The sequence below is a fragment of the Streptomyces sp. 12E genome (genome assembly GCF_055633275.1).
This window is the reverse complement of record NZ_JBVNCJ010000001.1, coordinates 3,591,647-3,612,990: the sequence shown is the minus strand read 5'-3', so window position 1 is coordinate 3,612,990 and position 21,344 is coordinate 3,591,647. Positions and strand designations below refer to the sequence as shown.

General features: G+C 69.3%; 25 protein-coding genes. 14 read left to right on the top strand and 11 right to left on the bottom strand.

Annotated features, from left to right (window positions below; genetic code table 11):
- Positions 1-34: 34 nt before the first annotated feature.
- The gene (locus ACZ8ZB_RS16830; RefSeq protein ID WP_381228308.1) at positions 35-349 is read right to left on the bottom strand and encodes a hypothetical protein; all 315 of its coding nucleotides are present in this window, start codon (positions 347-349) and stop codon (positions 35-37) included.
- A gap of 317 nt (positions 350-666) precedes the next feature.
- Here ACZ8ZB_RS16830 and rpsF point away from each other — a divergent pair, with 317 nt between their 5' ends.
- From rpsF to rplI, 4 genes are all read left to right on the top strand, one after another.
- The gene (gene rpsF / locus ACZ8ZB_RS16825; protein WP_004929252.1) at positions 667-957 is read left to right on the top strand and encodes a 30S ribosomal protein S6; all 291 of its coding nucleotides are present in this window, start codon (positions 667-669) and stop codon (positions 955-957) included.
- A 76-nt stretch (positions 958-1,033) separates the two neighbouring features.
- Entirely contained in the window at positions 1,034-1,615 is a 582-nt protein-coding gene (locus ACZ8ZB_RS16820; RefSeq protein ID WP_470738522.1) for a single-stranded DNA-binding protein, read from the top strand.
- 43 nt (positions 1,616-1,658) lie between these two features.
- The gene (rpsR, locus tag ACZ8ZB_RS16815; protein WP_003949403.1) at positions 1,659-1,895 is read left to right on the top strand and encodes a 30S ribosomal protein S18; all 237 of its coding nucleotides are present in this window, start codon (positions 1,659-1,661) and stop codon (positions 1,893-1,895) included.
- An 18-nt stretch (positions 1,896-1,913) separates the two neighbouring features.
- On the top strand, positions 1,914-2,360 hold the full coding sequence (gene rplI / locus ACZ8ZB_RS16810) for a 50S ribosomal protein L9 (protein WP_030820148.1): 447 nt from the start codon (positions 1,914-1,916) through the stop codon (positions 2,358-2,360).
- 82 nt (positions 2,361-2,442) lie between these two features.
- On the opposite strand, the gene ACZ8ZB_RS16805 is transcribed toward rplI, so the two are convergent.
- The gene (locus tag ACZ8ZB_RS16805; protein WP_470738521.1) at positions 2,443-3,780 is read right to left on the bottom strand and encodes an MATE family efflux transporter; all 1,338 of its coding nucleotides are present in this window, start codon (positions 3,778-3,780) and stop codon (positions 2,443-2,445) included.
- Positions 3,781-4,241: 461 nt separating this feature from the next.
- Here ACZ8ZB_RS16805 and dnaB point away from each other — a divergent pair, with 461 nt between their 5' ends.
- The gene (gene dnaB / locus ACZ8ZB_RS16800) at positions 4,242-5,720 is read left to right on the top strand and encodes a replicative DNA helicase (RefSeq protein ID WP_470738520.1); all 1,479 of its coding nucleotides are present in this window, start codon (positions 4,242-4,244) and stop codon (positions 5,718-5,720) included.
- 23 nt (positions 5,721-5,743) lie between these two features.
- Positions 5,744-7,132, top strand: a complete 1,389-nt coding sequence (locus ACZ8ZB_RS16795) for a serine hydrolase domain-containing protein (RefSeq protein ID WP_470738519.1) — start codon at positions 5,744-5,746, stop codon at positions 7,130-7,132.
- A gap of 57 nt (positions 7,133-7,189) precedes the next feature.
- Here the strand turns inward: ACZ8ZB_RS16795 and ACZ8ZB_RS16790 are convergent, their stop codons facing one another.
- Together ACZ8ZB_RS16790 and ACZ8ZB_RS16785 are read right to left on the bottom strand one after the other, a co-directional pair.
- A complete protein-coding gene (locus ACZ8ZB_RS16790) occupies positions 7,190-7,642 on the bottom strand; it encodes a GNAT family N-acetyltransferase (protein ID WP_470738518.1) in 453 nt (150 codons plus the stop codon).
- 9 nt (positions 7,643-7,651) lie between these two features.
- Positions 7,652-8,116 carry a MarR family winged helix-turn-helix transcriptional regulator gene (locus ACZ8ZB_RS16785; RefSeq protein ID WP_470738517.1) on the bottom strand — a complete coding sequence of 155 codons (465 nt, stop codon included), beginning with the start codon at positions 8,114-8,116 and terminating at the stop codon, positions 7,652-7,654.
- Between the two features lie 140 nt (positions 8,117-8,256).
- On the opposite strand from ACZ8ZB_RS16785, the gene ACZ8ZB_RS16780 reads away from it, so the two are divergent.
- Together ACZ8ZB_RS16780 and ACZ8ZB_RS16775 are read left to right on the top strand one after the other, a co-directional pair.
- A complete protein-coding gene (locus ACZ8ZB_RS16780) occupies positions 8,257-9,435 on the top strand; it encodes an MFS transporter (protein ID WP_470738516.1) in 1,179 nt (392 codons plus the stop codon).
- A 76-nt stretch (positions 9,436-9,511) separates the two neighbouring features.
- Positions 9,512-9,931 carry a GlcG/HbpS family heme-binding protein gene (locus ACZ8ZB_RS16775; protein ID WP_470738515.1) on the top strand — a complete coding sequence of 140 codons (420 nt, stop codon included), beginning with the start codon at positions 9,512-9,514 and terminating at the stop codon, positions 9,929-9,931.
- 70 nt (positions 9,932-10,001) lie between these two features.
- On the opposite strand, the gene ACZ8ZB_RS16770 is transcribed toward ACZ8ZB_RS16775, so the two are convergent.
- Complete coding sequence (locus tag ACZ8ZB_RS16770; protein WP_470738514.1) at positions 10,002-10,868, bottom strand: GNAT family N-acetyltransferase; 867 nt, start codon at positions 10,866-10,868, stop codon at positions 10,002-10,004.
- 196 nt (positions 10,869-11,064) lie between these two features.
- Here ACZ8ZB_RS16770 and ACZ8ZB_RS16765 point away from each other — a divergent pair, with 196 nt between their 5' ends.
- Positions 11,065-11,694, top strand: coding sequence for an HAD family hydrolase (locus ACZ8ZB_RS16765; RefSeq protein ID WP_470738513.1), 630 nt, complete (start codon positions 11,065-11,067; stop codon positions 11,692-11,694).
- 10 nt (positions 11,695-11,704) lie between these two features.
- Here ACZ8ZB_RS16765 and ACZ8ZB_RS16760 read toward each other — a convergent pair whose 3' ends face one another.
- From ACZ8ZB_RS16760 to ACZ8ZB_RS16740, 5 genes are all read right to left on the bottom strand, one after another.
- Entirely contained in the window at positions 11,705-12,187 is a 483-nt protein-coding gene (locus tag ACZ8ZB_RS16760) for an NUDIX domain-containing protein (protein ID WP_470738512.1), read from the bottom strand.
- Positions 12,188-12,273: 86 nt separating this feature from the next.
- Positions 12,274-13,179, bottom strand: a complete 906-nt coding sequence (locus tag ACZ8ZB_RS16755) for a LysR family transcriptional regulator (protein WP_470738511.1) — start codon at positions 13,177-13,179, stop codon at positions 12,274-12,276.
- A gap of 216 nt (positions 13,180-13,395) precedes the next feature.
- Entirely contained in the window at positions 13,396-14,565 is a 1,170-nt protein-coding gene (locus ACZ8ZB_RS16750) for a cystathionine gamma-lyase (protein ID WP_470738510.1), read from the bottom strand.
- Positions 14,562-15,053 carry a low molecular weight protein-tyrosine-phosphatase gene (locus ACZ8ZB_RS16745; protein ID WP_470738509.1) on the bottom strand — a complete coding sequence of 164 codons (492 nt, stop codon included), beginning with the start codon at positions 15,051-15,053 and terminating at the stop codon, positions 14,562-14,564. The genes ACZ8ZB_RS16750 and ACZ8ZB_RS16745 overlap by 4 nt, the downstream gene beginning before the upstream one ends.
- A gap of 5 nt (positions 15,054-15,058) precedes the next feature.
- On the bottom strand, positions 15,059-15,436 hold the full coding sequence (locus ACZ8ZB_RS16740) for a phage holin family protein (RefSeq protein WP_470738508.1): 378 nt from the start codon (positions 15,434-15,436) through the stop codon (positions 15,059-15,061).
- A gap of 60 nt (positions 15,437-15,496) precedes the next feature.
- Between ACZ8ZB_RS16740 and ACZ8ZB_RS16735 the strand changes: the two genes are divergently transcribed.
- The 4 genes from ACZ8ZB_RS16735 to ACZ8ZB_RS16720 all read left to right on the top strand — a co-directional run bounded on the left by ACZ8ZB_RS16735 (position 15,497) and on the right by ACZ8ZB_RS16720 (position 17,730).
- Entirely contained in the window at positions 15,497-15,814 is a 318-nt protein-coding gene (locus ACZ8ZB_RS16735) for a cupin domain-containing protein (RefSeq protein WP_030820180.1), read from the top strand.
- 149 nt (positions 15,815-15,963) lie between these two features.
- Positions 15,964-16,176, top strand: coding sequence for a DUF5326 family protein (locus ACZ8ZB_RS16730; protein WP_470738507.1), 213 nt, complete (start codon positions 15,964-15,966; stop codon positions 16,174-16,176).
- A gap of 223 nt (positions 16,177-16,399) precedes the next feature.
- Positions 16,400-17,197 (top strand): IclR family transcriptional regulator, encoded by a 798-nt coding sequence (locus tag ACZ8ZB_RS16725; RefSeq protein ID WP_470741507.1) that lies wholly within the window; start codon positions 16,400-16,402, stop codon positions 17,195-17,197.
- Between the two features lie 98 nt (positions 17,198-17,295).
- Positions 17,296-17,730 carry an SsgA family sporulation/cell division regulator gene (locus ACZ8ZB_RS16720; protein WP_030857138.1) on the top strand — a complete coding sequence of 145 codons (435 nt, stop codon included), beginning with the start codon at positions 17,296-17,298 and terminating at the stop codon, positions 17,728-17,730.
- Between the two features lie 67 nt (positions 17,731-17,797).
- Here ACZ8ZB_RS16720 and ACZ8ZB_RS16715 read toward each other — a convergent pair whose 3' ends face one another.
- Complete coding sequence (locus ACZ8ZB_RS16715; RefSeq protein WP_470738506.1) at positions 17,798-19,234, bottom strand: YibE/F family protein; 1,437 nt, start codon at positions 19,232-19,234, stop codon at positions 17,798-17,800.
- A 254-nt stretch (positions 19,235-19,488) separates the two neighbouring features.
- On the opposite strand from ACZ8ZB_RS16715, the gene thiC reads away from it, so the two are divergent.
- Positions 19,489-21,285 (top strand): phosphomethylpyrimidine synthase ThiC, encoded by a 1,797-nt coding sequence (gene thiC, locus ACZ8ZB_RS16710; RefSeq protein WP_470738505.1) that lies wholly within the window; start codon positions 19,489-19,491, stop codon positions 21,283-21,285.
- The last annotated feature ends 59 nt before the right edge of the window (positions 21,286-21,344 follow it).

Genomic DNA, 21,344 nt, shown 5'->3' with positions numbered 1-21,344 from the left:
TTCGACGATGTTCGAGAGAGGGGGGAGCTCGACGTCAGTCGAAGAGCCCGCCGAAGAGACCTCCGTGCGCCATGCCCAGGAAGAACCCGACCGCCGAGGCACCGAGGCCCAGGACGAGGCCGAAGCGCTCGCGGGTCGTCACCGAGATCCACTGGCCGTACGCGCCGGTGAGGATTCCCACCAGACCGGTCCAGGAACTGAGCAGGTGCAGATGGTGGAACATCGCCGTGACGAAGGACGTGATGCCCAGCACCAGGGTCACCGCCAGCAGGGCGTCCTGGAGCGGGTGGGGTTTGCCGTCCGTGGCGAAAAGGCCTCCGGCGGTGTTGGGTCGCAATGCCTGTGCCATGGGGCACCTCCTGCGAAAGGCGGCGGATCGTAGCGCCGTACACACCCGATGTGTACAGATTGACCGTCCCCGCGGCCGGATTTCAACCGGAAGCCGCTGTGCGGGTACTCTGTACCGTCTGCACCGGTGTCTGTCCGGACAGAGCCAGGCGAGTCGAGGAAGGGCTGCGGTCCGTCCCGGTCGGCCTGGGAGATCGCCGCCCGGCCTTGATTGTCAGTGGCGGCTGTTTTACTGACAGGCATCGTTGCAGCAACGCATCACGACCCTCCTGCCACGGAACGACCGTGGCCGCTGAGTCCAAAGGAGGTGGGTTCCACATGCGTCACTACGAGGTGATGGTCATCCTCGACCCCGACACCGAGGAGCGCGCTGTCTCCCCGCTGATCGAGAACTTCCTTTCCGTCGTCCGTGACGGCGGCGGAAAGGTCGAGAAGGTCGACACCTGGGGCCGTCGTCGTCTCTCGTACGAGATCAAGAAGAAGCCCGAGGGCATCTACTCGGTCATCGACCTGCAGGCCGAGCCTGCGGTCGTCAAGGAGCTCGACCGCCAGATGAACCTGAACGAGTCGGTCCTCCGGACCAAGGTCCTCCGCCCCGAGACCCACTGAGCTCTTCCGCTCAGCTGTTCCCGGGACTCGAGTAGCAGCACAAGCAGCCAGCAGCAAACCCGCCGAGAGGTTCCCCATGGCAGGCGAGACCGTCATCACGGTCGTCGGCAATCTTGTCGACGACCCCGAGCTGCGCTTCACCCCGTCCGGTGCGGCCGTCGCGAAGTTCCGCGTCGCGTCGACCCCCCGCACCTTCGACCGTCAGACGAACGAGTGGAAGGACGGCGAAAGCCTGTTCCTGACCTGCTCGGTCTGGCGCCAGGCGGCGGAGAACGTCGCCGAGTCGCTCCAGCGAGGCATGCGCGTCATCGTGCAGGGCCGACTGAAGCAGCGGTCCTACGAGGACCGTGAGGGCGTCAAGCGCACGGTCTACGAGCTGGACGTCGAGGAAGTCGGCGCCAGCCTGCGCAACGCCACGGCCAAGGTCACCAAGACCACCGGTCGCGGTGGCCAGGGCGGCTACGGCGGCGGTGGCCAGGGCGGCCAGGGTGGCGGCGGCTGGGGCGGCGGCCCCGGCGGTGGCCAGCAGGGCGGCGGCGCTCCCGCCGACGACCCGTGGGCGACCGGCGCTCCCGCTGGTGGCCAGCAGAGTGGCGGCGGCTGGGGCGGTGGCTCCGGCGGCAGCGGCGGTGGCTACTCGGACGAGCCCCCCTTCTAGACGGGGCCGTACCCACACTTCTTGATCACACAGGAGAAACATCATGGCGAAGCCGCCTGTGCGCAAGCCTAAGAAGAAGGTCTGCGCATTCTGCAAGGACAAGGTCACGTACGTGGACTACAAGGACACGAACATGCTGCGGAAGTTCATTTCCGACCGCGGCAAGATCCGTGCCCGCCGCGTGACCGGCAACTGCACGCAGCACCAGCGTGACGTCGCCACGGCTGTCAAGAACAGCCGTGAGATGGCGCTGCTGCCCTACACCTCCACCGCGCGATAAGGGAAGGGTGACCGACTCATGAAGATCATCCTCACCCACGAGGTCTCCGGCCTCGGTGCCGCGGGCGACGTCGTCGACGTCAAGGACGGCTACGCTCGCAACTACCTGGTTCCGCGGAAGCTCGCGATCCGCTGGACCAAGGGCGGCGAGAAGGACGTCGAGCAGATCCGTCGTGCTCGCAAGATCCACGAGATCCAGACCATCGAGCAGGCCAACCAGGTGAAGGCCCAGCTCGAGGGTGTCAAGGTCCGTCTGGCCGTCCGCTCCGGCGACGCCGGTCGTCTCTTCGGTTCCGTCACCCCGGCCGACATCGCTTCGGCGATCAAGGCCGCCGGTGGCCCCGAGGTCGACAAGCGCCGCATTGAGCTGGGCTCGCCGATCAAGACGCTGGGCGCTCACGAGACGTCCGTGCGTCTGCACCCCGAGGTGGCCGCCAAGGTCGACATCGAGGTCGTCGCCGGCTGAGTGCCGCGCTCGCTGAAGCAGTGAGCATGGGGGCCGCACCCTTCGGGGGGCGGCCCCCATCGCCGTGTCTCACATGAAACGGTCAGCGCGCGGCGCCCGTGACGATCCAGCGACCGGAGCGGGCGCGGACCCACAGAGTCAGCATCCGCACGGTCATCATGAGGGTCATCGTGGCCCACAGCGCGGTGAGCCCGCCCCCGAGTGCGGGAACCAGCAGGGCGGCGGGAGTGAACACCGCGAGAGTCAGCAGCATTGCCCAGGCCAGGTACGCTCCGTCGCCCGCGCCCATCAGGACCCCGTCCAGGACGAAGACGATGCCGCAGATCGGCTGGGACAGCGCCACGAGCACCAGGGCGGGAAGGGCGGCGTCCGTGACCGTGGAGTCACTGGTGAACAGGGGAAGGAACACCGGCCGGGCGAGGACCACCAGGACGCCGAGGACGGCACCGACCGCGATGCCCCACTCGACCATGCGGCGGCATGCCTCACGGGCACCCCGCTCGTCGCCGGCACCCAGATAACGTCCGATGATGGCTTGACCGGCGATGGCGATGGCGTCCAGCGCGAAGGCGAGCAGGCTCCACAGGGAGAGGATGATCTGGTGGGCCGCGATGTCGGAGTCGCCGAGACGGGCGGCGACGGCTGTCGTGATCATCAGGATCGCCCGAAGCGAGAGGGTCCGGACCAGCAGGGGAACGCCCGCCTGAGCGGAGGCCCTGATGCCGGCGGCGTTTGGGCGCAGTGACGCCCCGTGCCTGCGCGCCCCGCGCAGTACCACGACGAGATAGACCGCGGCCATGCCGCATTGTGCGATGACGGTGCCCCAGGCGGAGCCCGCGATGCCGAGACCGGCGCCGTAGACCAGCACGACATTGAGCACACCGTTGGCGATGAAGCCGGCGATGGCGACGTAGAGCGGTGTCCTGGTGTCCTGCAGTCCGCGGAGGACACCGGTCGCGGCGAGCACGACCAGCATGGCCGGTATGCCGAGGGTGGAGATCCGCAGATAGGTGGTCGCGTAGGGGGCCGCTGTGTCGGAGGCACCGAAGAGGTCCACGAGGGCGGGCGCCGTGGGCAGGACGACGGCCATGACGGTGGCGCCGAGGAGCAGTGCCAGCCAGATTCCGTCCATGCCCTGGCGGATGGCCGACGGGAGGTCTCCGGCTCCGACGCGCCGGGCGACGGCGGCTGTGGTGGCGTAGGCGAGGAAGACGAAGACGCTCACGGCGGTCATCAGGAGGGCCGAGGCGACGCCGAGACCGGCGAGTTGTGCCGTGCCCAGATGGCCGACGATGGCGCTGTCCGCCATGACGAAGAGCGGCTCGGCTACGAGGGCACCGAAGGCGGGGACTGCCAGCATGACGATCTCGCGGTCATGCCGCCGTCGAGCGGCTCCGGGCCGCGCGGGGGCCTGTGTCATGTGCACCAATCTAATCGTCCACAGGTAAGAGATGCAAAGCTTTGTAGACCCTTACTCTGTGGCTCTGGGTGTGGGCTTGCGTACACCTCATGAACCGATCTTGATCCGACTGGGCAACTTTTTCTTCTGCACAGCCGGTGGACGATGAAGCTGCAGGTCAGAGACTTGCTGATGTCAAGGGTGCGGGCTTGTTCACAGGGCTGTCCACTGGCTCGTGCACAGGTTTCGCGGAGTTCTCCACAGCATTGGGCCAGTCGTCCACATGCCCTGTGGATAACCAGATTGGCTGACGCTGCCGACGGGCCTACGGTGGTCCGGCGCTCGCTCCGTCCACCGGTTTCAGAAACGCCACAAATCCGGCGTGTGACAACTGGAGTTGGGCCTCTTAATTTGTCAGTGCCGTGCCGTAGAACAAAGAGGCACGGCGAGGTCCGTTCCGGCGGACGGGAGGAGGTGGCTCGGTGAGCATTTCCGAGCCCTTGGACGACCCGTGGGCCGAGAGCGGACCCAGTGATCGTCTGCCCGCCTCCCGTCGCCGTGGGGACGGGGGCAGGGGGCGCGGCGAGCAACACGACCGTGGCCGGGACGACGACGCGTGGGACGGCGGAGGTTCCGCGTTCGAGAGGGTGCCGCCACAGGACCTCGAGGCCGAGCAGTCCGTGCTGGGCGGCATGCTGCTGTCCAAGGACGCCATCGCCGACGTCGTCGAGATCCTCAAGGGACACGACTTCTACAAGCCGGCCCACGAGACCATCTACACGGCCATCCTCGACGTCTACGCCAAGGGCGAGCCGGCCGACCCCATCACCATCGCCGCGGAGCTGACCAAGCGCGGCGAGATCAACAAGGTCGGCGGGGCCTCGTATCTGCACACCCTCGTCCAGACGGTCCCCACGGCGGCCAACGCGGCCTACTACGCCGAGATCGTGCACGAGCGCGCCGTGCTGCGCCGCCTGGTCGAGGCGGGCACGCGCATCACGCAGATGGGGTACGCGGCCGACGACGACGTCGACGAGATCGTCAACCGCGCGCAGGCGGAGATCTACGCGGTCACCGAGCAGCGCACCAGCGAGGACTACCTGCCGCTCGGCGACATCATGGAGGGCGCGCTCGACGAGATCGAGGCGATCGGGTCGCGCAGCGGTGAGATGACCGGGGTGCCCACCGGGTTCACCGACTTCGACTCGCTCACCAACGGCCTGCACCCGGGGCAGATGATCGTCATCGCCGCGCGCCCCGCGATGGGCAAGTCGACGCTCGCTCTGGACTTCGCGCGGGCGGCGTCCATCAAGAACAACCTGCCGAGCGTCATCTTCTCGCTCGAGATGGGGCGCAACGAGATCGCGATGCGCCTGCTGTCCGCCGAGGCCCGGGTCGCCCTGCACCACATGCGCTCCGGCACGATGACCGACGAGGACTGGACCCGCCTGGCCCGCCGGATGCCGGACGTCTCGGCGGCACCGCTCTACATCGACGACTCCCCGAACCTGTCGATGATGGAGATCCGAGCCAAGTGCCGCCGCCTGAAGCAGCGCAACGACCTGAAGCTGGTCGTCATCGACTACCTCCAGCTGATGCAGTCCGGCGGTTCCAAACGCGCCGAGAGCCGGCAGCAGGAGGTCTCGGACATGTCCCGTAACCTCAAGCTGCTCGCCAAGGAGCTGGAGATCCCGGTCATCGCGCTCTCCCAGCTCAACCGCGGTCCCGAGCAGCGCACCGACAAGAAGCCGATGGTCTCCGACCTGCGTGAGTCCGGCTCCATCGAGCAGGACGCCGACATGGTCATCCTGCTGCACCGCGAGGACGCCTACGAGAAGGAGTCCCCGCGTGCGGGCGAGGCGGACCTGATCGTGGCGAAGCACCGAAACGGTCCGACGGCCACGATCACGGTCGCCTTCCAGGGTCACTACTCCCGCTTCGTGGACATGGCACAGACCTGATCCGATCCTGCTGAACTGAGGGCATGACGACACCTCATCAGGAAGAACTGCTGCCCGGTACGCGACGGGCGTTGCTGCACAGGATCGCCGTCGCCCAGAGCGAAGGACGCGCGCCGTCGCTCGTCGCGGCCGTCGTACGGGGCGGAAAGGCCGTGTGGACGGGGGCGCGTACATCGGTGGAAGGACACGCTCCGGACGAGCGGGTGCAGTACCGGATCGGTTCGATCACCAAGACCTTCACGGCCGTTCTGGTGCTCCGGTTGCGCGACGAGGGAGCGCTCGATCTCGCCGACCCGCTGGAGAAGCACCTGCCGGGGACGGGCGTGGGCGGGGCGACCGTCGCCGAACTGCTCGCACACAGCGGCGGGCTGGCCGCCGAGACCCCCGGGCCATGGTGGGAGCGGACCCCCGGATCCCTGCGCCCCGGTCTCGCCGACGTGCTGGGCGAGCGGCCCCTGGTGCACCCCGTCGGCCGGCGCTTCCACTACTCGAACCCCGGATACGCGTTGCTCGGCGCCTTGGTCGAGAAGCTGCGCGGCGCCCCGTGGGAGGAGGTGCTCCGGAGGGAAGTGCTCGTCCCCCTGGGCCTGCGTCGCACGACTGTGCGCGCGGAAGCGCCGTACGCGGGTGGCTGGGCGGTGCATCCGTGGGCCGATGTGATGCTGCCCGAGCCCGTGGAGGACCTCGGGGTGATGGCGCCCGCCGGCCAACTGTGGTCCACCGCGGATGATCTGGCCCGCTTCGCCGCCTTCCTGGCCGAGGGCGACGAACGTGTGCTGGGCGCCGAGTCGTTGCGGGAGATGAGGACGCCGGCCGCGCCGCCCGAGGCGGCGGACGTGGCGAGCGGCTACGCGTACTGCCTGGGCATGGAGATCCGTCACCAGCACGGACGTGCCCTCGTCGGGCACACGGGTTCGCTGCCGGGCTTCCTCGCCTGTCTCACGATCAGCCTGGCGGACGACGTGAGCGCGGTGGTCCTGGCCAACTGCACGTCCGGGCCGGCTCCTTTCACGGTTGCCGCCGACCTCGTCCGGATCGTCGCCGATGCGGAACCGCGCATCCCCGCTCCCTGGCAGCCGTTGCGAGAGGCGGATCCGGCGGCGCTGGATCTGGTGGGTCAGTGGTACTGGGGGACGTCCGCGTTCGCTCTGCGGCTCTCGGCCGACGGTCTCGTTTCGCTGGAGCCGTTGTCCGGAAACGGCCGGCGCTCGCGGTTCCGCCCGGCGGGGGACGGTGTCTGGGTGGGCCTGGAGGGTTACTACGCCGGAGAGCTCCTGAAGCCCGTACGGCGGTCGGACGGGTCGCTGAGCCATCTCGACCTGGGCTCGTTCGTGTTCACGCGTCGGCCGTACGACGAGAGGGCTCCCGTACCGGGCGGAGTGGATCCGGAGGGGTGGCGGGGTATCGGTTAGCGTCCAGGGGCATGTGCGGGGCCCTGTTCCACGTGGGACAGGGCCCCGGGACTTTGGTCACAGCGGCAGCTTGAAGCCCACGTGGGAGGCCGTGAAGCCGAGGCGCTGGTAGAAGCGGTGGGCATCCGTCCGGGTGTTGTCGGAGGTCAGCTGGACCAGTTGGCAGCCTTCGCGGCGGGAGGCGTCGATCGCCCACTCGACGAGCCGGCTTCCCAGGCCGCTGCCGCGCTCGTCAGCGTGGACGCGGACCGCTTCGATGATCGACCGGGTGGCGCCGCGGCGGGAGAGGCCGGGAACGACCGTGAGCTGGAGCGTGCCGACGACGCGGTCCTCGCGGACCGCGACGACCAGGTGCTGGTTCGGGTCGGCGTCGAGCCGCTCCAGGGCGGCCAGGTACGGACTGAGGTCGTCCGGCGATTCACGCCGCGCGCCCAGGGGGTCGTCCGCGAGCATGCCGACGATCGCGGGGACGTCGTCGGCGACCGCGGCCCGTATCTCCAGATCTTCCATGCCGGCACCCTATGCAGGCACCGGCGCCTTCAGCGTTTCCACGGCCCTGACCAGGGGGGCGAGGTCGGGGTTCTCCGCCGCCGTGTCGAGGGCCTCGCGCAGGGCGGTGTCGTTGGTCGGCCGTGCCTCGTCCAGCAGCTTGAGGCCGGCCTCGGTGACGTTGGTGTAGATGCCCCGACGGTCGGTGGGGCACAGGTAGCGCTCCAGCAGTCCGCGGTCCTCGAGCCGGGTGACCAGGCGCGTGGTGGCGCTCTGGCTGAGCACGACCGCGTCGGCGACCTGCTTCATCTGCAGGTGGCCCCCGTCGCCGTCGTGCTGTCGGCTCAGTACGTCGAGCAGGGAGTACTCCCGCACGCTCAGGTCGTGCCGGGCCTGAAGGGCGCGCTCGACGTGGGCCTCGATTCTCCCGTGCAGCAGGGAGAGGGCGCACCAACCCTGAGCGAGGGCGGTGAGCGCGGGATCCGTGGCTGTCATGGGCGTTTCCTCCGTCCAGGAGCTGCTGACTCCAGGGTAGGGCAAGCCTGCAATATACGGCGTTTGCAAATATCGGGCGTCTGCAATTATTGTCTCGACGCATAAAGCGCTCATGCAATCGTCCGGGAAGGTCTGTCCCCATGCCTCTCGCGCTTCTGGCCCTCGCGATCGGGGCCTTCGGAATCGGAACCACGGAGTTCGTGATCATGGGCTTGCTGCCCGAGGTCGCGGACGACTTCGGTGTCTCCATTCCCACCGCCGGCTATCTGGTGACCGGCTACGCGCTGGGCGTCATGTTCGGCGCCCCGCTGATGACCGTGCTCGGCACCAGGATCACCCGCAAGCGGATGCTGATGCTGCTGATGGGACTGTTCATCGCGGGGAACCTGCTGTCCGCCCTGGCGCCCTCCTTCGGCCTCATGCTGACCGGGCGGGTGATCGCCTCGCTGGCCCATGGCGCCTTCTTCGGCATCGGCTCGGTGGTCGCGGCCGACCTGGTCGCCCCGGACAAGAAGGCCGGAGCCATCGCCCTGATGTTCACCGGACTGACCGTCGCCAATGTCGTCGGTGTTCCGCTGGGCACGCTCGTCGGTCAGTCCCTCGGCTGGCGGGTCACCTTCATCGTCGTCGCCCTCCTCGGCGTCGTCGGACTGATCGGCATCGCCAGGCTCGTCCCCGACATGCCCAAGGCCGAGGGCGTGCGACTGCGTCACGAACTGGCCGCCCTGAAGAACATCCAGGTCCTGCTCGCCATGGCGATGACCGTCCTCGGATTCGGCGGCGTCTTCGCGGCCATCACCTACATCGCGCCGATGATGACGCACGTCGCCGGGTTCGCCGGCGGTTCGGTGACCTGGCTGCTGGTCCTCTTCGGCGGCAGGTACGCGGACCGCGCCCTGATGCCCATGCTGTACCTCTCGCTGGGCGCCCTCGCCGTTGTCCTCGCGCTCTTCACCCTGACCGCACACGACAAGATCGCCGCCGCCGTCACCGTCGCCCTCATCGGCGCCCTGGGATTCGCCACGGTGCCGCCCCTGCAGAAGCGGGTCCTCGACCAGGCGCACGGTGCCCCCACCCTGGCCTCGGCCCTGAACATCGGCGCCTTCAACCTCGGCAACGCGCTGTCCGCATGGCTCGGCGGCCTCGTGATCGGGGCCGGCCTCGGTTACACCGCACCCAACTGGGTCGGTGCCGTTCTCGCCGCGGGCGCCCTGGTGCTGGCGTTCGTCTCGGCCGCTCTCGAGCGCCGCGACACCGTGCCCGGCGCCCCGGCCGCCGGCTCGGCGCCCATCCAGCGGCGGACCGCCGTCACCCACTGATCCACAGGACCAGCAGGTGTGGGGCCGGTTTTGTACCGACGGACATCACCTCACCTCACACAAGGAGAACCCCTTCATGAGCACCACCGCTGCCGCCCCGCTCACCACCGCGGACGCCGAAGCCCTGGTCAGCGCGGTGTGTCAGGCCGCGGACGCGGCCGGTGTCACGGTCAGCGTCACCGTCCTCGACGCGGGCGGGCACCTGCTCGCCTTCCGCCGGGACGACCGCGCCGTGCTGATCTCCGGGGAGACCAGCACCCGCAAGGCCTACACCGCACTCCAGCTGAACGCGCCGACCGCCGACCTCGTGGACGCCGTGCAGCCCGGAGGCCTCTTCCACACGCTGCCCACCGCGCTCGACCGGCCGCTGCTGTTCATCGCCGGGGGCGTGCCCGTCCGGCGCGAGGGCCGGCTGATCGGCGCGATCGGCGTCGGCGGTGGCGCCCCGGAGCAGGACCACGGCTTCGCGACGGCCGCCGTGGCGTCCGTCGCCTGATGACGGCATTCACCGGACGCGATGACGCCGGCCCCGCGGTCCGGGACCGGCGTCATCGCGTTCCCGGGCGTCAGGCCGCCGCGACCGTCACCGGGGCGAACCGCCGACTCCAGTCCCCGGGCAGATCCGTGGTCCCGTAGGTCATGACGGCATTGCTCATCACAGACGCCAGACCGTGTTCCTTCGCCCAGCCCAGCAGCTCCTCGTGCCGTACGTCGATGTCGGTGCGCAGGGGCCGGTCGGTACGGGCGGCGAGGGATGAGAGAAGTGCCTCGGCCGTCGCGGTGTCCCGGGCGAGCAGCGGGCCCACGACATGGGTGTCCATGTTGGGCCAGGCGGCCGCGTAACCGATGAGTCGTCCGTCCTCCTCGGCGACGCGCAACTGGTCGGCGAAGGCGGGTAGCCGGGTGACGATGTGCGTGCGGTCCGTCCCGAACACTTCCTCGTCGAACCGGAGGATCGCCGGAAGGTCCTCCGCGGTCGCGGCGCGGGTGGCGATCTCCGGTCGACCGTCCGTGGGGACGAAGTGACCGCGCAGCATCTCGGCCCGACCGGTGACCTTGAAACCGAGCTCCTCGTAGAGCGGCCGGCCGGACGGGGTCGCGTGCAGAGTGAGCGGTGTGGTGCCCGAGACCTCGACGATGTGGCGCATCAACCGGCGCCCCACGCCCTTGCGGGCATGCCGTTCGGCGACCAGAACCATGCCGACGGCCGCGAGAGTGGGCTGTTCCCGCGGTCCGTACTCGGTGACGACACAAGCGGCCACCAGACCACCGTCGGGGTCGTCGATGCCGTATCCCTTCCCGGCCGTGAGGAGGAGTCCCCACTTGTGCTCCTCCCGGGGCCACCCCCGGTCCTCGGACAAGTCGGCGCAGGCGGTGAGGTCGCGGAGCGTCAGACGGCGGATGGGCAGAGAGGCAAGGGAAGGTGTCGGCACGCAGGTCAGGCTGTCCGACAGAGGGCTTCGGCGTCCACCCGTTTCAGGAGACTCGCGCGAGCTTTCGGCCATGCCGTGGCCTGGGCCGAGCGCGGGCACGGGACGTTTCACGTGAAACATGCGAGAACGGTGCATGGACAGCTCCTCTCCTTCCGCCGGGAGACGAAGGGAACAAGGCCCGTTAATCTCCTCGTTCATGGCGAGGCTCCATCTCTTCGATCTCGACGGCACCCTGCTCCACGGCAGCTCGGCTCCCGTGGAGATCTCGCGGCAGCTGGGACGGGAAGCCGAGACGGTGGCTCTCGACCGGGCGATCTCCTCCGGCCTCATCGGGCCGCCCGAGTACGCCACACAGGTGTACACACTCTGGGCGGGCCTCACGGAGGCGCATGTGGCGGCAGCGTTCGAAGCGGCTCCGTGGCTGGCCCGTATCCGCGAGGTCTGGGCAGAGCTCACGCGGAACGGTGACTACTGCGCCGTCGTCTCACTGTCCCCGTCCTTCTTCGTGGAACGGCTCACCGACTGGGGTGCGCACGCGGCGTACGGCTCTCGCTTTCCCGCCGTGCCGTTCACGGAGCCCGTGGACCCGGCCGGTGTCCTCAGTGCGGCGGCCAAGGTTCGGATCGCCGACCGCCTGTGCGCGGAGTTCGGGGTGACCCGCGCGGACTGCGTCGCCTACGGCGACTCGATGTCGGACAAGGACCTGTTCGGCGTGGTGCCGGTCTCCGTAGCGGTCAACGCGGACCGGCATCTGACCGGCCTCGCGACCCACTCCTACACGGGGCGGGATCTCTGGGAAGCCTACGAACTGGTACGGGCCGTGTAAGGGGCGGGCGTCATCCCAGGTCGGGGGCGTGCATGGCGCGTACGCCCTCGATATTGCCGTCCAGATAGTGCCGAAGCGACAGTGGCACCAAGTGGACGGAAGCGATCCCGACGCGGGTGAACGGCACGCGGACGATCTCGTACTCGCCGATGGGTTCGTCGACCTCCGGGCCGTGGCGCAGGGACGGGTCCATGGATTCCAGGCGGCATGCGAAGAAGTGCTGTACCTTCACGCCGGTGGCGCCGCCATCCTCGCCGATGTGCTCCACGGTGTCGACGAAACAGGGCACCACATCGGTGATCTTCGCGCCGAGCTCCTCGTACACCTCACGGTGCAGGGCGTCCACGACGGTCGAGTCCTCCGGCTCGACCCCCCCGCCGGGGGTGACCCAGTAGGGATCCACGCCGGGTTTGGTGCGCTTGATCAGAATCAGGTTCTCGCCGTCCAGCAGAACGGCTCGGGCGGTGCGCTTGACCACGGGTCGGACGGTCATGGAGGGAATGTGGCCCGGCTGGTTCCACGTGAAACATCGCGGGAAGACAGCGTCCGGCTGCCCGTGGTGGGGCACTGTCCCGGCGGTCAGCACCAGCCGGCGGCCGCCCGTTCCAGCCATTCATGGGCCCGCGTGATATGCGGCATCGCCAGCGTGCCGGTGCGGACCACCAGGAAGTACGTGCGCAGCGGAGGCACCGTCGGTTCGTGCAGGGCCACCACGTCGCCCCGCTGGAGCGCGCTCGTGCAGAGGTAGCGGGGCAGTACCGCCAGTCCCGCTCCCGCGGCGGCGCAGGTCAGCACCGCGCGTAGATCCGGGACGACGACGGTGCCCGGGGCGACAGGGCGGGAGTCGAAGACGGAGGCCCAGTAGCGGGCGACGAAGGGCAACGACTCGTGCACCTCGACCACCGGAATGTGTTCCAGGACCGACGGACCCGTGCGGTGGAGTGTGCCGGAGCCGATGCGTTCGGCCCAGCGCGGGGCGGCGACCAGCACGTGCTCCTCGTCGCAGAGCGCAGTCGCCGAGAGCAGGGCGCCGCGTGGCCGGACCGTGCTGATGGCCAGATCATGATGTCCGGCGGCCAGTCCCTCCAGGACTTCCTCGGCAGTGCCGAAGGAGGCGCGCAGGGCGAAGCCCTGACCGTCCTCGCCGGTCAGCTCCGTGAGCGCGGGCAGTGCCCGCTCGGCGGTGAACTCCGGAGGGCCGGCCAGATGCAGTGTCCGTAAGGAGGAGTCCTCCTCCAGCCCGGACTCGGCTATCTCCACCAGGGCATCGAGATGCGGCGCCGCCTTGTGGGCGAGCTCGTCCCCGATGGTCGTCGGTGTCACACCACGCGCCTGCCGAAGGAACAGGGGCCGTCCCAGCTGCCGTTCCAGCGTCCGTATCTGCGAGGTGACGGCCGGCTGGGAGAGGCCGAGCAGGGCGGCGGCACGGGTGAAGGAACCGGCCCGGTGCACGGTCACGAAGGTCCGCAGCAAGGCCAGATCCACGCCACACCCTCCCTCGTCGGCCCCGCTCCGGGTCCGGATGTCCAACCATAAATAAGTCGATAGGTCGCTGTCGCTACTGTGATTGGACACTGACAGTGAGTCAACTAGCCTTGGTCACGCGGTTCTTCGCGCGTGGAACCGAGGACGGTCCGAGCCACGAGGGGGGAGGCTCGGACCGTCCGCCGCAGTGTGCCGGGCTCCTGCCGGACCGGCCGGTCAGCCGACTGATTCGTCCAGGGCGCGCAGGACGTCCGCGACCAGGTCCTCTGGGTCCTCGGCGCCCACGGAGAAGCGGATGAAGCCCTCCGGCACCGCGTCCCCGCCCCAGCGTCCACGCCGCTCCGCCGTGGACCGTACGCCGCCGAAGCTCGTCGCGTCGTCCACGAGTCGCAGTGCGTCGAGGAAACGGTCCGCACGCTCGCGTGTGGGCAGCGTGAAGGACACCACGCATCCGTAGCGTCGCATCTGCCGCGAGGCGGTCTCGTGCGAGGGGTCGTCGGGCAGCCCCGGATAACGCAGTCCCGTGACCTCGGGCCGTTCGCGCAGTGCCCGGGCGAGCGTCAGCGCGGTAGCGTTCTGCCGGTCGACGCGCAGTTGGAGCGTGGCGATCGAACGGTGCGCGAGCCAGGCCTCCATGGGCCCCGGAATCGCACCGACGATCTTGCGCCAGCGGCGAACGGCGGCCATGGCCTCGGCGTTCCGGCCGGTGACGTACCCCAGGAGCACGTCGCCGTGCCCGGTGAGCTGCTTGGTACCGCTGGCCACCGCGAAGTCGGCGCCCAGCTCCAGCGGACGCTGACCGAGGGGCGTCGCGAGGGTGTTGTCGACGGCGACCAGGGCACCGCGCGCGTGTGCCGCCTCGGCCAGCCGTCGTACGTCGCACACGTCGAGCCCCGGATTCGAGGGCGTCTCGATCCACAGCAGCTTCGCGCCGTCGAGGACGCCGAGCTGGGCGTCGCCGCCCGTCGGCGCGGTTCGCACCTCGATGCCGTACGTCTCCAGCTGGTCCCGCACCAGGGGCAGGGCCTGGTAGCCGTCGTTCGGCAGGACGACCGCGTCCCCGGCGCGCAGCTGGGAGAAGAGCACCGAGGAGATCGCGGCCATGCCCGAGGCGAACACCAGGGCTTCGACGTCGTCCCGGCCGGGCGCCTCCAGCTCGCCGATGGCCCGTTCCAGCAGCGTCCAGGTCGGGTTCTCGTCCCTGCCGTAGGTGTACGGGCCGGTGGGATCGCCCGGCAGGTGGAAGTGGGCGGCGAACACCGGCCCGGGCAGGGTCGGCTCGTGCTTGACCGGCTCGGGCAGCCCGGCCCGCACCGCGCGGGTTCCGTCGCCCGCCCCGTCCGGCAGCGCCGGCCCGCGGCCCGCCCCCGTCGTCGAATCGTTCATGCCGCTCGTCCTTCCACCTGTTCACGCACTGCGGCGAGCAGCCCGGTGCTCGCCGCCTCCACCATCTCAAGACACGCGTCGAATCCGTCCGCACCCCCGTAGTAGGGGTCCGGCACGTCGGGATCGTCGCCGACGGCGGGGTCGTAGGAGCGCAGCAGACGCACCTTGTCGGCGTCCCGCTCCGTGGGCGCGAGGCGGCGCAGCTCCCTGAGGTGGCCGGAATCGAGGGCGATGACGAGATCGAGGCGGGCGTACCAGGACGGGTCGAACCGCCGGGCCGTGTGGCCGGTGCCGTAGCCGTTCTCCCGCAGCACGGTCACCGTGCGGGGATCGGCACCCTCGCCCTCGTGCCAGCCGTCCGTGCCGGCGCTGTCCACCTCGACCAGGTCGTCGAGTCCGGCCTCCGCCACCCGTGCGCGGAAGACGGACTCGGCCATCGGGGAACGGCAGATGTTGCCGGTGCAGACGAAGCAGACGCGGTAGGTCATCGTGCTCAGTCCTCGTCGGGCAGGACGACGCTGAGCGCCCAGGAGACGACGGAAATGATCAGGCCGCCCAGTACGGCCGTCCAGAAGCCGTCCACGTGGAAGCTCAGGTCGAGCTGGTCGGCGAGCCAGGAGGTGAGCAGCAGCATCAGCGCGTTCACCACCAGGGTGAACAGCCCCAGCGTCAGAATGAGCAGGGGGAGACTCAACAGCTTCACCACCGGCTTGACCAGGGAGTTCACCAACCCGAAGAGCAACGCGACCAGGAGCAGAGCGCCGATCTCCTTGCCCGTGCTGTCACCCGTCAGGGTGATGTCGTCGAGCAGCCACACCGCTACCGCCAGGGCGCCCGCGTTGGCGATCGTCTTGACTAGGAAATTCATCATGTGTCTGATCGTGGCAGACACGATCGGACGCGGGCAGCGAGGCAGGGGCGGGACAAGGCGATGAAGGCATTCCGGCTGGACGAACTGGAGGCGGAGCGCGCCGCCAACGACGGGGCGTACCTGCAGTTCCTGCGCGAACGGAACATGTCGGTGGGCCTCTACGCCCTGGACGCCGGCGCCCAGGACCCGCAGCAGCCGCACGGTCAGGACGAGGTGTACTTCGTCGTCAGCGGCCGTGCGGCGATCACCGTCGGCATGGAGACCACCCAGGTGGCACGCGGCAGCGTCGTGTACGTGCCGGCCGGGGTGGCCCACAAGTTCCACCACATCAGCGAGGATCTGCGGGTTCTGGTGGTGTTCTCTCCCCCCGAGAGCTGAGGGGCGCTGTCGGGGTTCCCTAGGGGAACGGTCAGGGGAGGACAAGGGATCCGAGGCCCCTGCCGGAGCGCCCGCAGCCCTAGCATCGAGTGCAGGACATCATCGACGCGACCCGGCACCCGGCGGGCGGAGAGGTAAGGACGAGGGCGATGCGAGAGATCTTCGCGGGACTGCCGTGGTGGGTGAAGTGGATCGCGGTGCCGGTCATCGCTCTGGTCGTGTTCGGCGGTCTGATAGCGAGCGTGGTCGGCTTCGTGATCGGACTGCTCTTCAAGGTGCTGGTCTTCGTGGCGCTGGTCGGTGGACTGATCTACATCGTACGGAAGTTCATGTCGAGTTCCTCGTCGCGCAGCGACTGGTGAGCCGAGGGAGACCGGTGAAGCGGTAACAGGAATCACCGGTTCCCTCGGGCGGGGGAAGTTTCTCCGGCGGGCCGCCTGCGTACGGTGGCGGCCCGTTAGAGTCCGGAACTCGACGCGGGGACGATCCCCGTGAGCGGCGCCCCCCACCCGTGTTCTCCGCACGGGCTGCCCCCTCGCGTTTCGGGAGTGACCCTTGGCCACGACTGGCACCGGTTCCGCGCAGATGACCGCGGTCCCTCCGCAGCCCTGCTCGCCGGCGCCCGCCGCACCGCCCACTGCGACCCTCATCGGCTCCGTCCAGCGAGCCATGCGCCTGCTGGAGACCGTGGCCGGGCACCGCTACGGGGCTCCCGCCAAGCAACTGGCCAGGGAGACCGGACTCGCGCTCCCCACCGCGTACCACCTGCTGCGCACCCTGGTCCACGAGGGCTATCTGCGCCGTGACAAGGGGCTCTTCTTCCTGGGGGAGGCGGCGGAACGGCTGAGCAGCAGCGGAGCTGAGCAGAAACGTCGCAGCACGGTGGCCGACACCCTGGCCCGCTGGCGGGACGCGATCGGCGCCCCCGTGTACTACGCCGTGTACCGCGAGGGCGAGATCGACGTCGTCTGCGTCTCCGGCTCCCCCGCGCATCCCGCGGTCGAGGAGTGGGCCGACTTCCGGGAGACCGGGCACGCCCACGCGATCGGGCAGTGCCTGCTCTCCCAGCTCGACGAGGAGGCGCGCCGCGACCACCTCGACCGCCATCCCGTGTGGTCCGTCACGCCGTACACCGTGCGCGACGCCCACGGCCTGCTGAGGCGCCTGGAGCGGACGCGCCGGATGGATCCGGTGACGGAGCGGCAGGAGTACGCCCTGGGGACGGTGTGTGCGGCGGTCCCCCTCACCGTCGGCGGCACGGCCGCGTCGGTGGCCATCTCGCTGCCCGCACACCAGGCCGACCGGCTCGTCCCCGCGGCACAGCGACTGCAGGCCGAGATGGGACGTCTCGTCGGGTCGCTCGCGCTGTCTATCAGTATCTGAAAACTCACTCCTTGTGATCTGCTGTGTACGTTCAGCAAGATTCCCTCTGGTGTCAGGGTCCATGCCCGGCCAGTCCGTGGCGAATGACGGGGTAGGCGATGCGCGAATCCGTACAGGCAGAGGTCATGATGAGCTTTCTCGTGTCGGAGGAGCTGTCCTTCCGCATCCCGGTGGAGCTCCGCTACGACACCTGTGATCCCTACGCCGTGCGGCTGACTTTCCACTTGCCGGGGGACGCTCCCGTGACCTGGGCGTTCGGCCGGGAGCTGCTGATCGACGGTGTCGGTCGGCCGTGCGGGGAGGGTGACGTACGCGTCTCGCCGGTGGACCCCGACGCGCTGGGCGAGGTGCTGATCCGGCTCCAGGTCGGCAGTGACCAGGCGCTGTTCCGTTCGTCGACCGCACCGCTCGTGGCCTTCCTCGACCGCACCGACAAACTGGTGCCGCTGGGCCAGGAGGGGGCGCTCGCCGACTTCGACGCCCACCTCGACGACGCGTTGGACCGGATCCTGGCGGAGCAGAGCGCCGGCTGAAGCGTTACGCCAGTCGGGTGGGCCGGTGGCGGAACGCTTCAGCGCGCTCCGCCCGCCACACGGGACATCAGCGCTTACGGCGCCTGCCCCGCCCGCCGCGCCCGACGGGCGGCCGCGCATCCGGTGTCTGTCCGGCCTCCTGTGTCCGTGCCGGTCCGTGCCCCTGCGTCCGTGTCCGAGCCGTCGGGCGGTCGGCCGAGACCACCAGCGCGGCCAGGGCCGTGGTCACCGGCACCGAGGCCACCAGGCCGATCGAGCCGATCAGGGTGCGCACGATCTCCTCCGCGACCAGCTCGCTGTTGGCGACCGTCCCCACGCCGCTCTGCGCGATGGAGAACAGCAGCAGCAACGGCAGTGCGGCTCCCGCGTAGGCGAGGACCAGCGTGTTGACCACCGACGCGATGTGATCGCGGCCGATGCGGATGCCCGCGCGGTACAGCCCGCGCCAGCCCGTCGACGGATTGGCCTCGTGCAGCTCCCAGACCGCGGACGTCTGGGTGACCGTCACGTCGTCGAGGACACCGAGCGAACCGATGATGACGCCGGCCAGCAGCAGACCACTCATGTCGATCCCCGGATACAGCCCGTGGATCAGACCGGTGTTGTCGTCGGTGTTGCCGGTCAGCGCGGCCCACCCGATGAACACCGAGCCCAGGACACCGATCAGCAGCAGCGAGATCAGCGTGCCGAGCACCGCCACCGACGTGCGCGCCGACAGCCCGTGACACAGGTACAGGGCGATCAGCATGATCGCGCTCGCCCCCACCACCGCCACGACCAATGGGTTCGATCCCTGCAGGATCGCGGGCAGGACGAAGAAGTTGAGCACCAGGAAACTGATCGTCAGCGAGACCAGCGCCATGACGCCACGCAGCCGCCCCACGGCCACGACGGCGAGCGCGAAGATGCCCGCGAGCAGCGCCAGGGGGAAGCGCCGGTTCACGTCGGTGACCGAGTACTGGAGGTCTTCGGGCGCGGAGGGCTCGTAGGCGACCACGACCTTCTGGCCCTCGCTCAACTGCCGGGACTGGTCCGGCTGCACGATCTCGTTGAACGTACGGCCCTTGTCGTCGCCGGTGTCGACCCGGATCGTCGCCTTCTTGCAGGTACCGTCCGCCTGCTGCTGGGCGGAGGAGCCTTCGGCCGTGGAGGTGTCGCCGGTCGGGACGCCTCCGGAGGCGTTGACGGACTGACAGCTCACCTCGACCACCTTCGTGACCGTGGCGTGCTGCGTCTGCCGGTCGAATCCGACTCCGGTGCGCTCGTGCGCCGGGGCGCCGCCCGGCCACAGCACGGCGAGTCCGATCAGCACCGCCGTCGCGAACGGGATCAGGATCGCCGCGATGACCTTGCGCAGATGCCGGGAGACGGGCGCCGCCGGGCCATGACCGTGACTGTGCCCGTGGTTGTGCCCATGCGTGTGGCCGTGACCACCGTCGTCTCCGGCACCGGATGCGCGCGGTGGTTCGGGCGGTTGATACGGAGGAGGCTGAGTGGGGGTCACCGCCCGATCATCGCAAGAACGGGGCGGGCCCTCTGTTCACCGCGCCAGAAATGACGCTAGCGTGGAGGCGCTTTTGTACACGCGGGAGCTCGGAGCACCGGGCTGAGAGGGCGCTGACCTCCGTCCCAGCGACGTTTCACGGGAAACATCACCGCATCGCGAGTGATGTTTCCCACGGGACGTCGGCAGACGGAAACCGCTGCGTCGACCGCCGAACCTGTTACCGGGTAATGCCGGCGTAGGGAGTAGGTCTCATGACCAACAAGGACGCACGCACGCCTGCCTCCGCTCAGGACCCGACGGAGACGTCGGCGAACGGGGAGGCCGGGAAGTCCGTCGGCTGGCACAAGGCGTACGTCGAGGGCACACGCCCCGGCCTGCGGGTGCCGGTCCGCCAGGTGCACCTCACCAACGGGCAGTCGGTCACGCTGTACGACACGTCGGGCCCGTACACCGATCCGCTCGTCGACACCGACGTCCGCCGGGGCCTGGCTCCGCTGCGGGAGAGCTGGATCGTCGCCCGCGGTGACACGGAGGAGTACGCGGGCCGTCCCGTCCGTCCCGAGGACGACGGGATCAAGCACACCTCTCCGCGCGGGGGCCTGCGCAATCTGGACGCCGTGTTCCCCGGCCGGCCGCGTCTGCCGCGCCGGGGCCGCGCGGGCCGGGCGGTCACGCAGCTGGCGTACGCGCGCCGCGGCGAGATCACACCCGAGATGGAGTTCGTGGCGATCCGGGAGAACGTCTCCCCCGAAGTGGTCCGGGAGGAGATCGCGGCGGGCAGGGCGGTGCTGCCGGCCAACGTCAACCACCCGGAGATCGAGCCGATGATCATCGGCAAGCGGTTCCTGGTGAAGGTCAACGCCAACATCGGCAACTCGGCGGTGACGTCCTCCATCGAGGAGGAGGTGGAGAAGATGACCTGGGCGACCCGCTGGGGCGCCGACACGGTCATGGACCTCTCCACCGGCCGCAACATCCACACCACCCGCGAGTGGGTGCTGCGCAACTCCCCCGTCCCCATCGGCACCGTGCCGCTCTACCAGGCCCTGGAGAAGGTCGACGGCCGGGCCGAGGAACTGACCTGGGAGATCTACAAGGACACGGTCATCGAACAGGCCGAGCAGGGCGTGGACTACATGACGGTCCACGCGGGTGTGCGCCTCGCGTACGTACCGCTCACCGCCAACCGCAAGACCGGCATCGTCTCCCGCGGCGGCTCGATCATGGCCGCGTGGTGCCTGGCGCACCACAAGGAGTCCTTCCTCTACGAGAACTTCGAGGAGCTCTGCGAGATCCTCGCCGCGTACGACGTCACGTATTCGCTCGGCGACGGCCTGCGGCCCGGGTCCATCGCGGACGCCAACGACGAGGCGCAGTTCGCGGAGTTGCGCACGCTCGGGGAACTCAACACGATCGCGAAGCGTTTCCATGTTCAGACCATGATCGAAGGCCCGGGACATGTCCCGATGCACAAGATCAAGGAGAACATCGACCTCCAGCAGGAGATCTGCGATGAAGCCCCGTTCTATACGCTCGGCCCGCTGACGACGGACGTCGCGCCCGCGTACGACCACATCACGTCCGGCATCGGCGCCGCCATGATCGCCTGGTGGGGCACGGCCATGCTCTGCTACGTCACGCCCAAGGAGCACCTGGGCCTGCCCAACCGCGACGACGTCAAGACCGGCGTCATCACCTACAAGATCGCCGCTCACGCCGCCGACCTCGCCAAAGGCCACCCGGGCGCCCAGGAGTGGGACGACGCGCTCTCCGACGCCCGCTTCGAGTTCCGGTGGGAGGACCAGTTCAACCTGGCCCTCGATCCGGACACGGCACGCGAGTTCCACGACGAGACCCTGCCGGCGGAACCCGCCAAGACGGCCCACTTCTGCTCGATGTGCGGTCCGAAATTCTGTTCGATGAGAATCTCCCGGGACATCCGTCGTGAACACGGCGGAAGTCGGGACGAGATCGAGGCGGGGATGGCCCAGAAGTCGAAGGAGTTCGCGGAGGCGGGCAATCGCGTGTACCTGCCGATCGCGGACTGAGCAGGCGGCGCGGGGGCGGTGCCCGTGGCGGGTACCGCCCCCGCGGTGCGGCAGGCGCG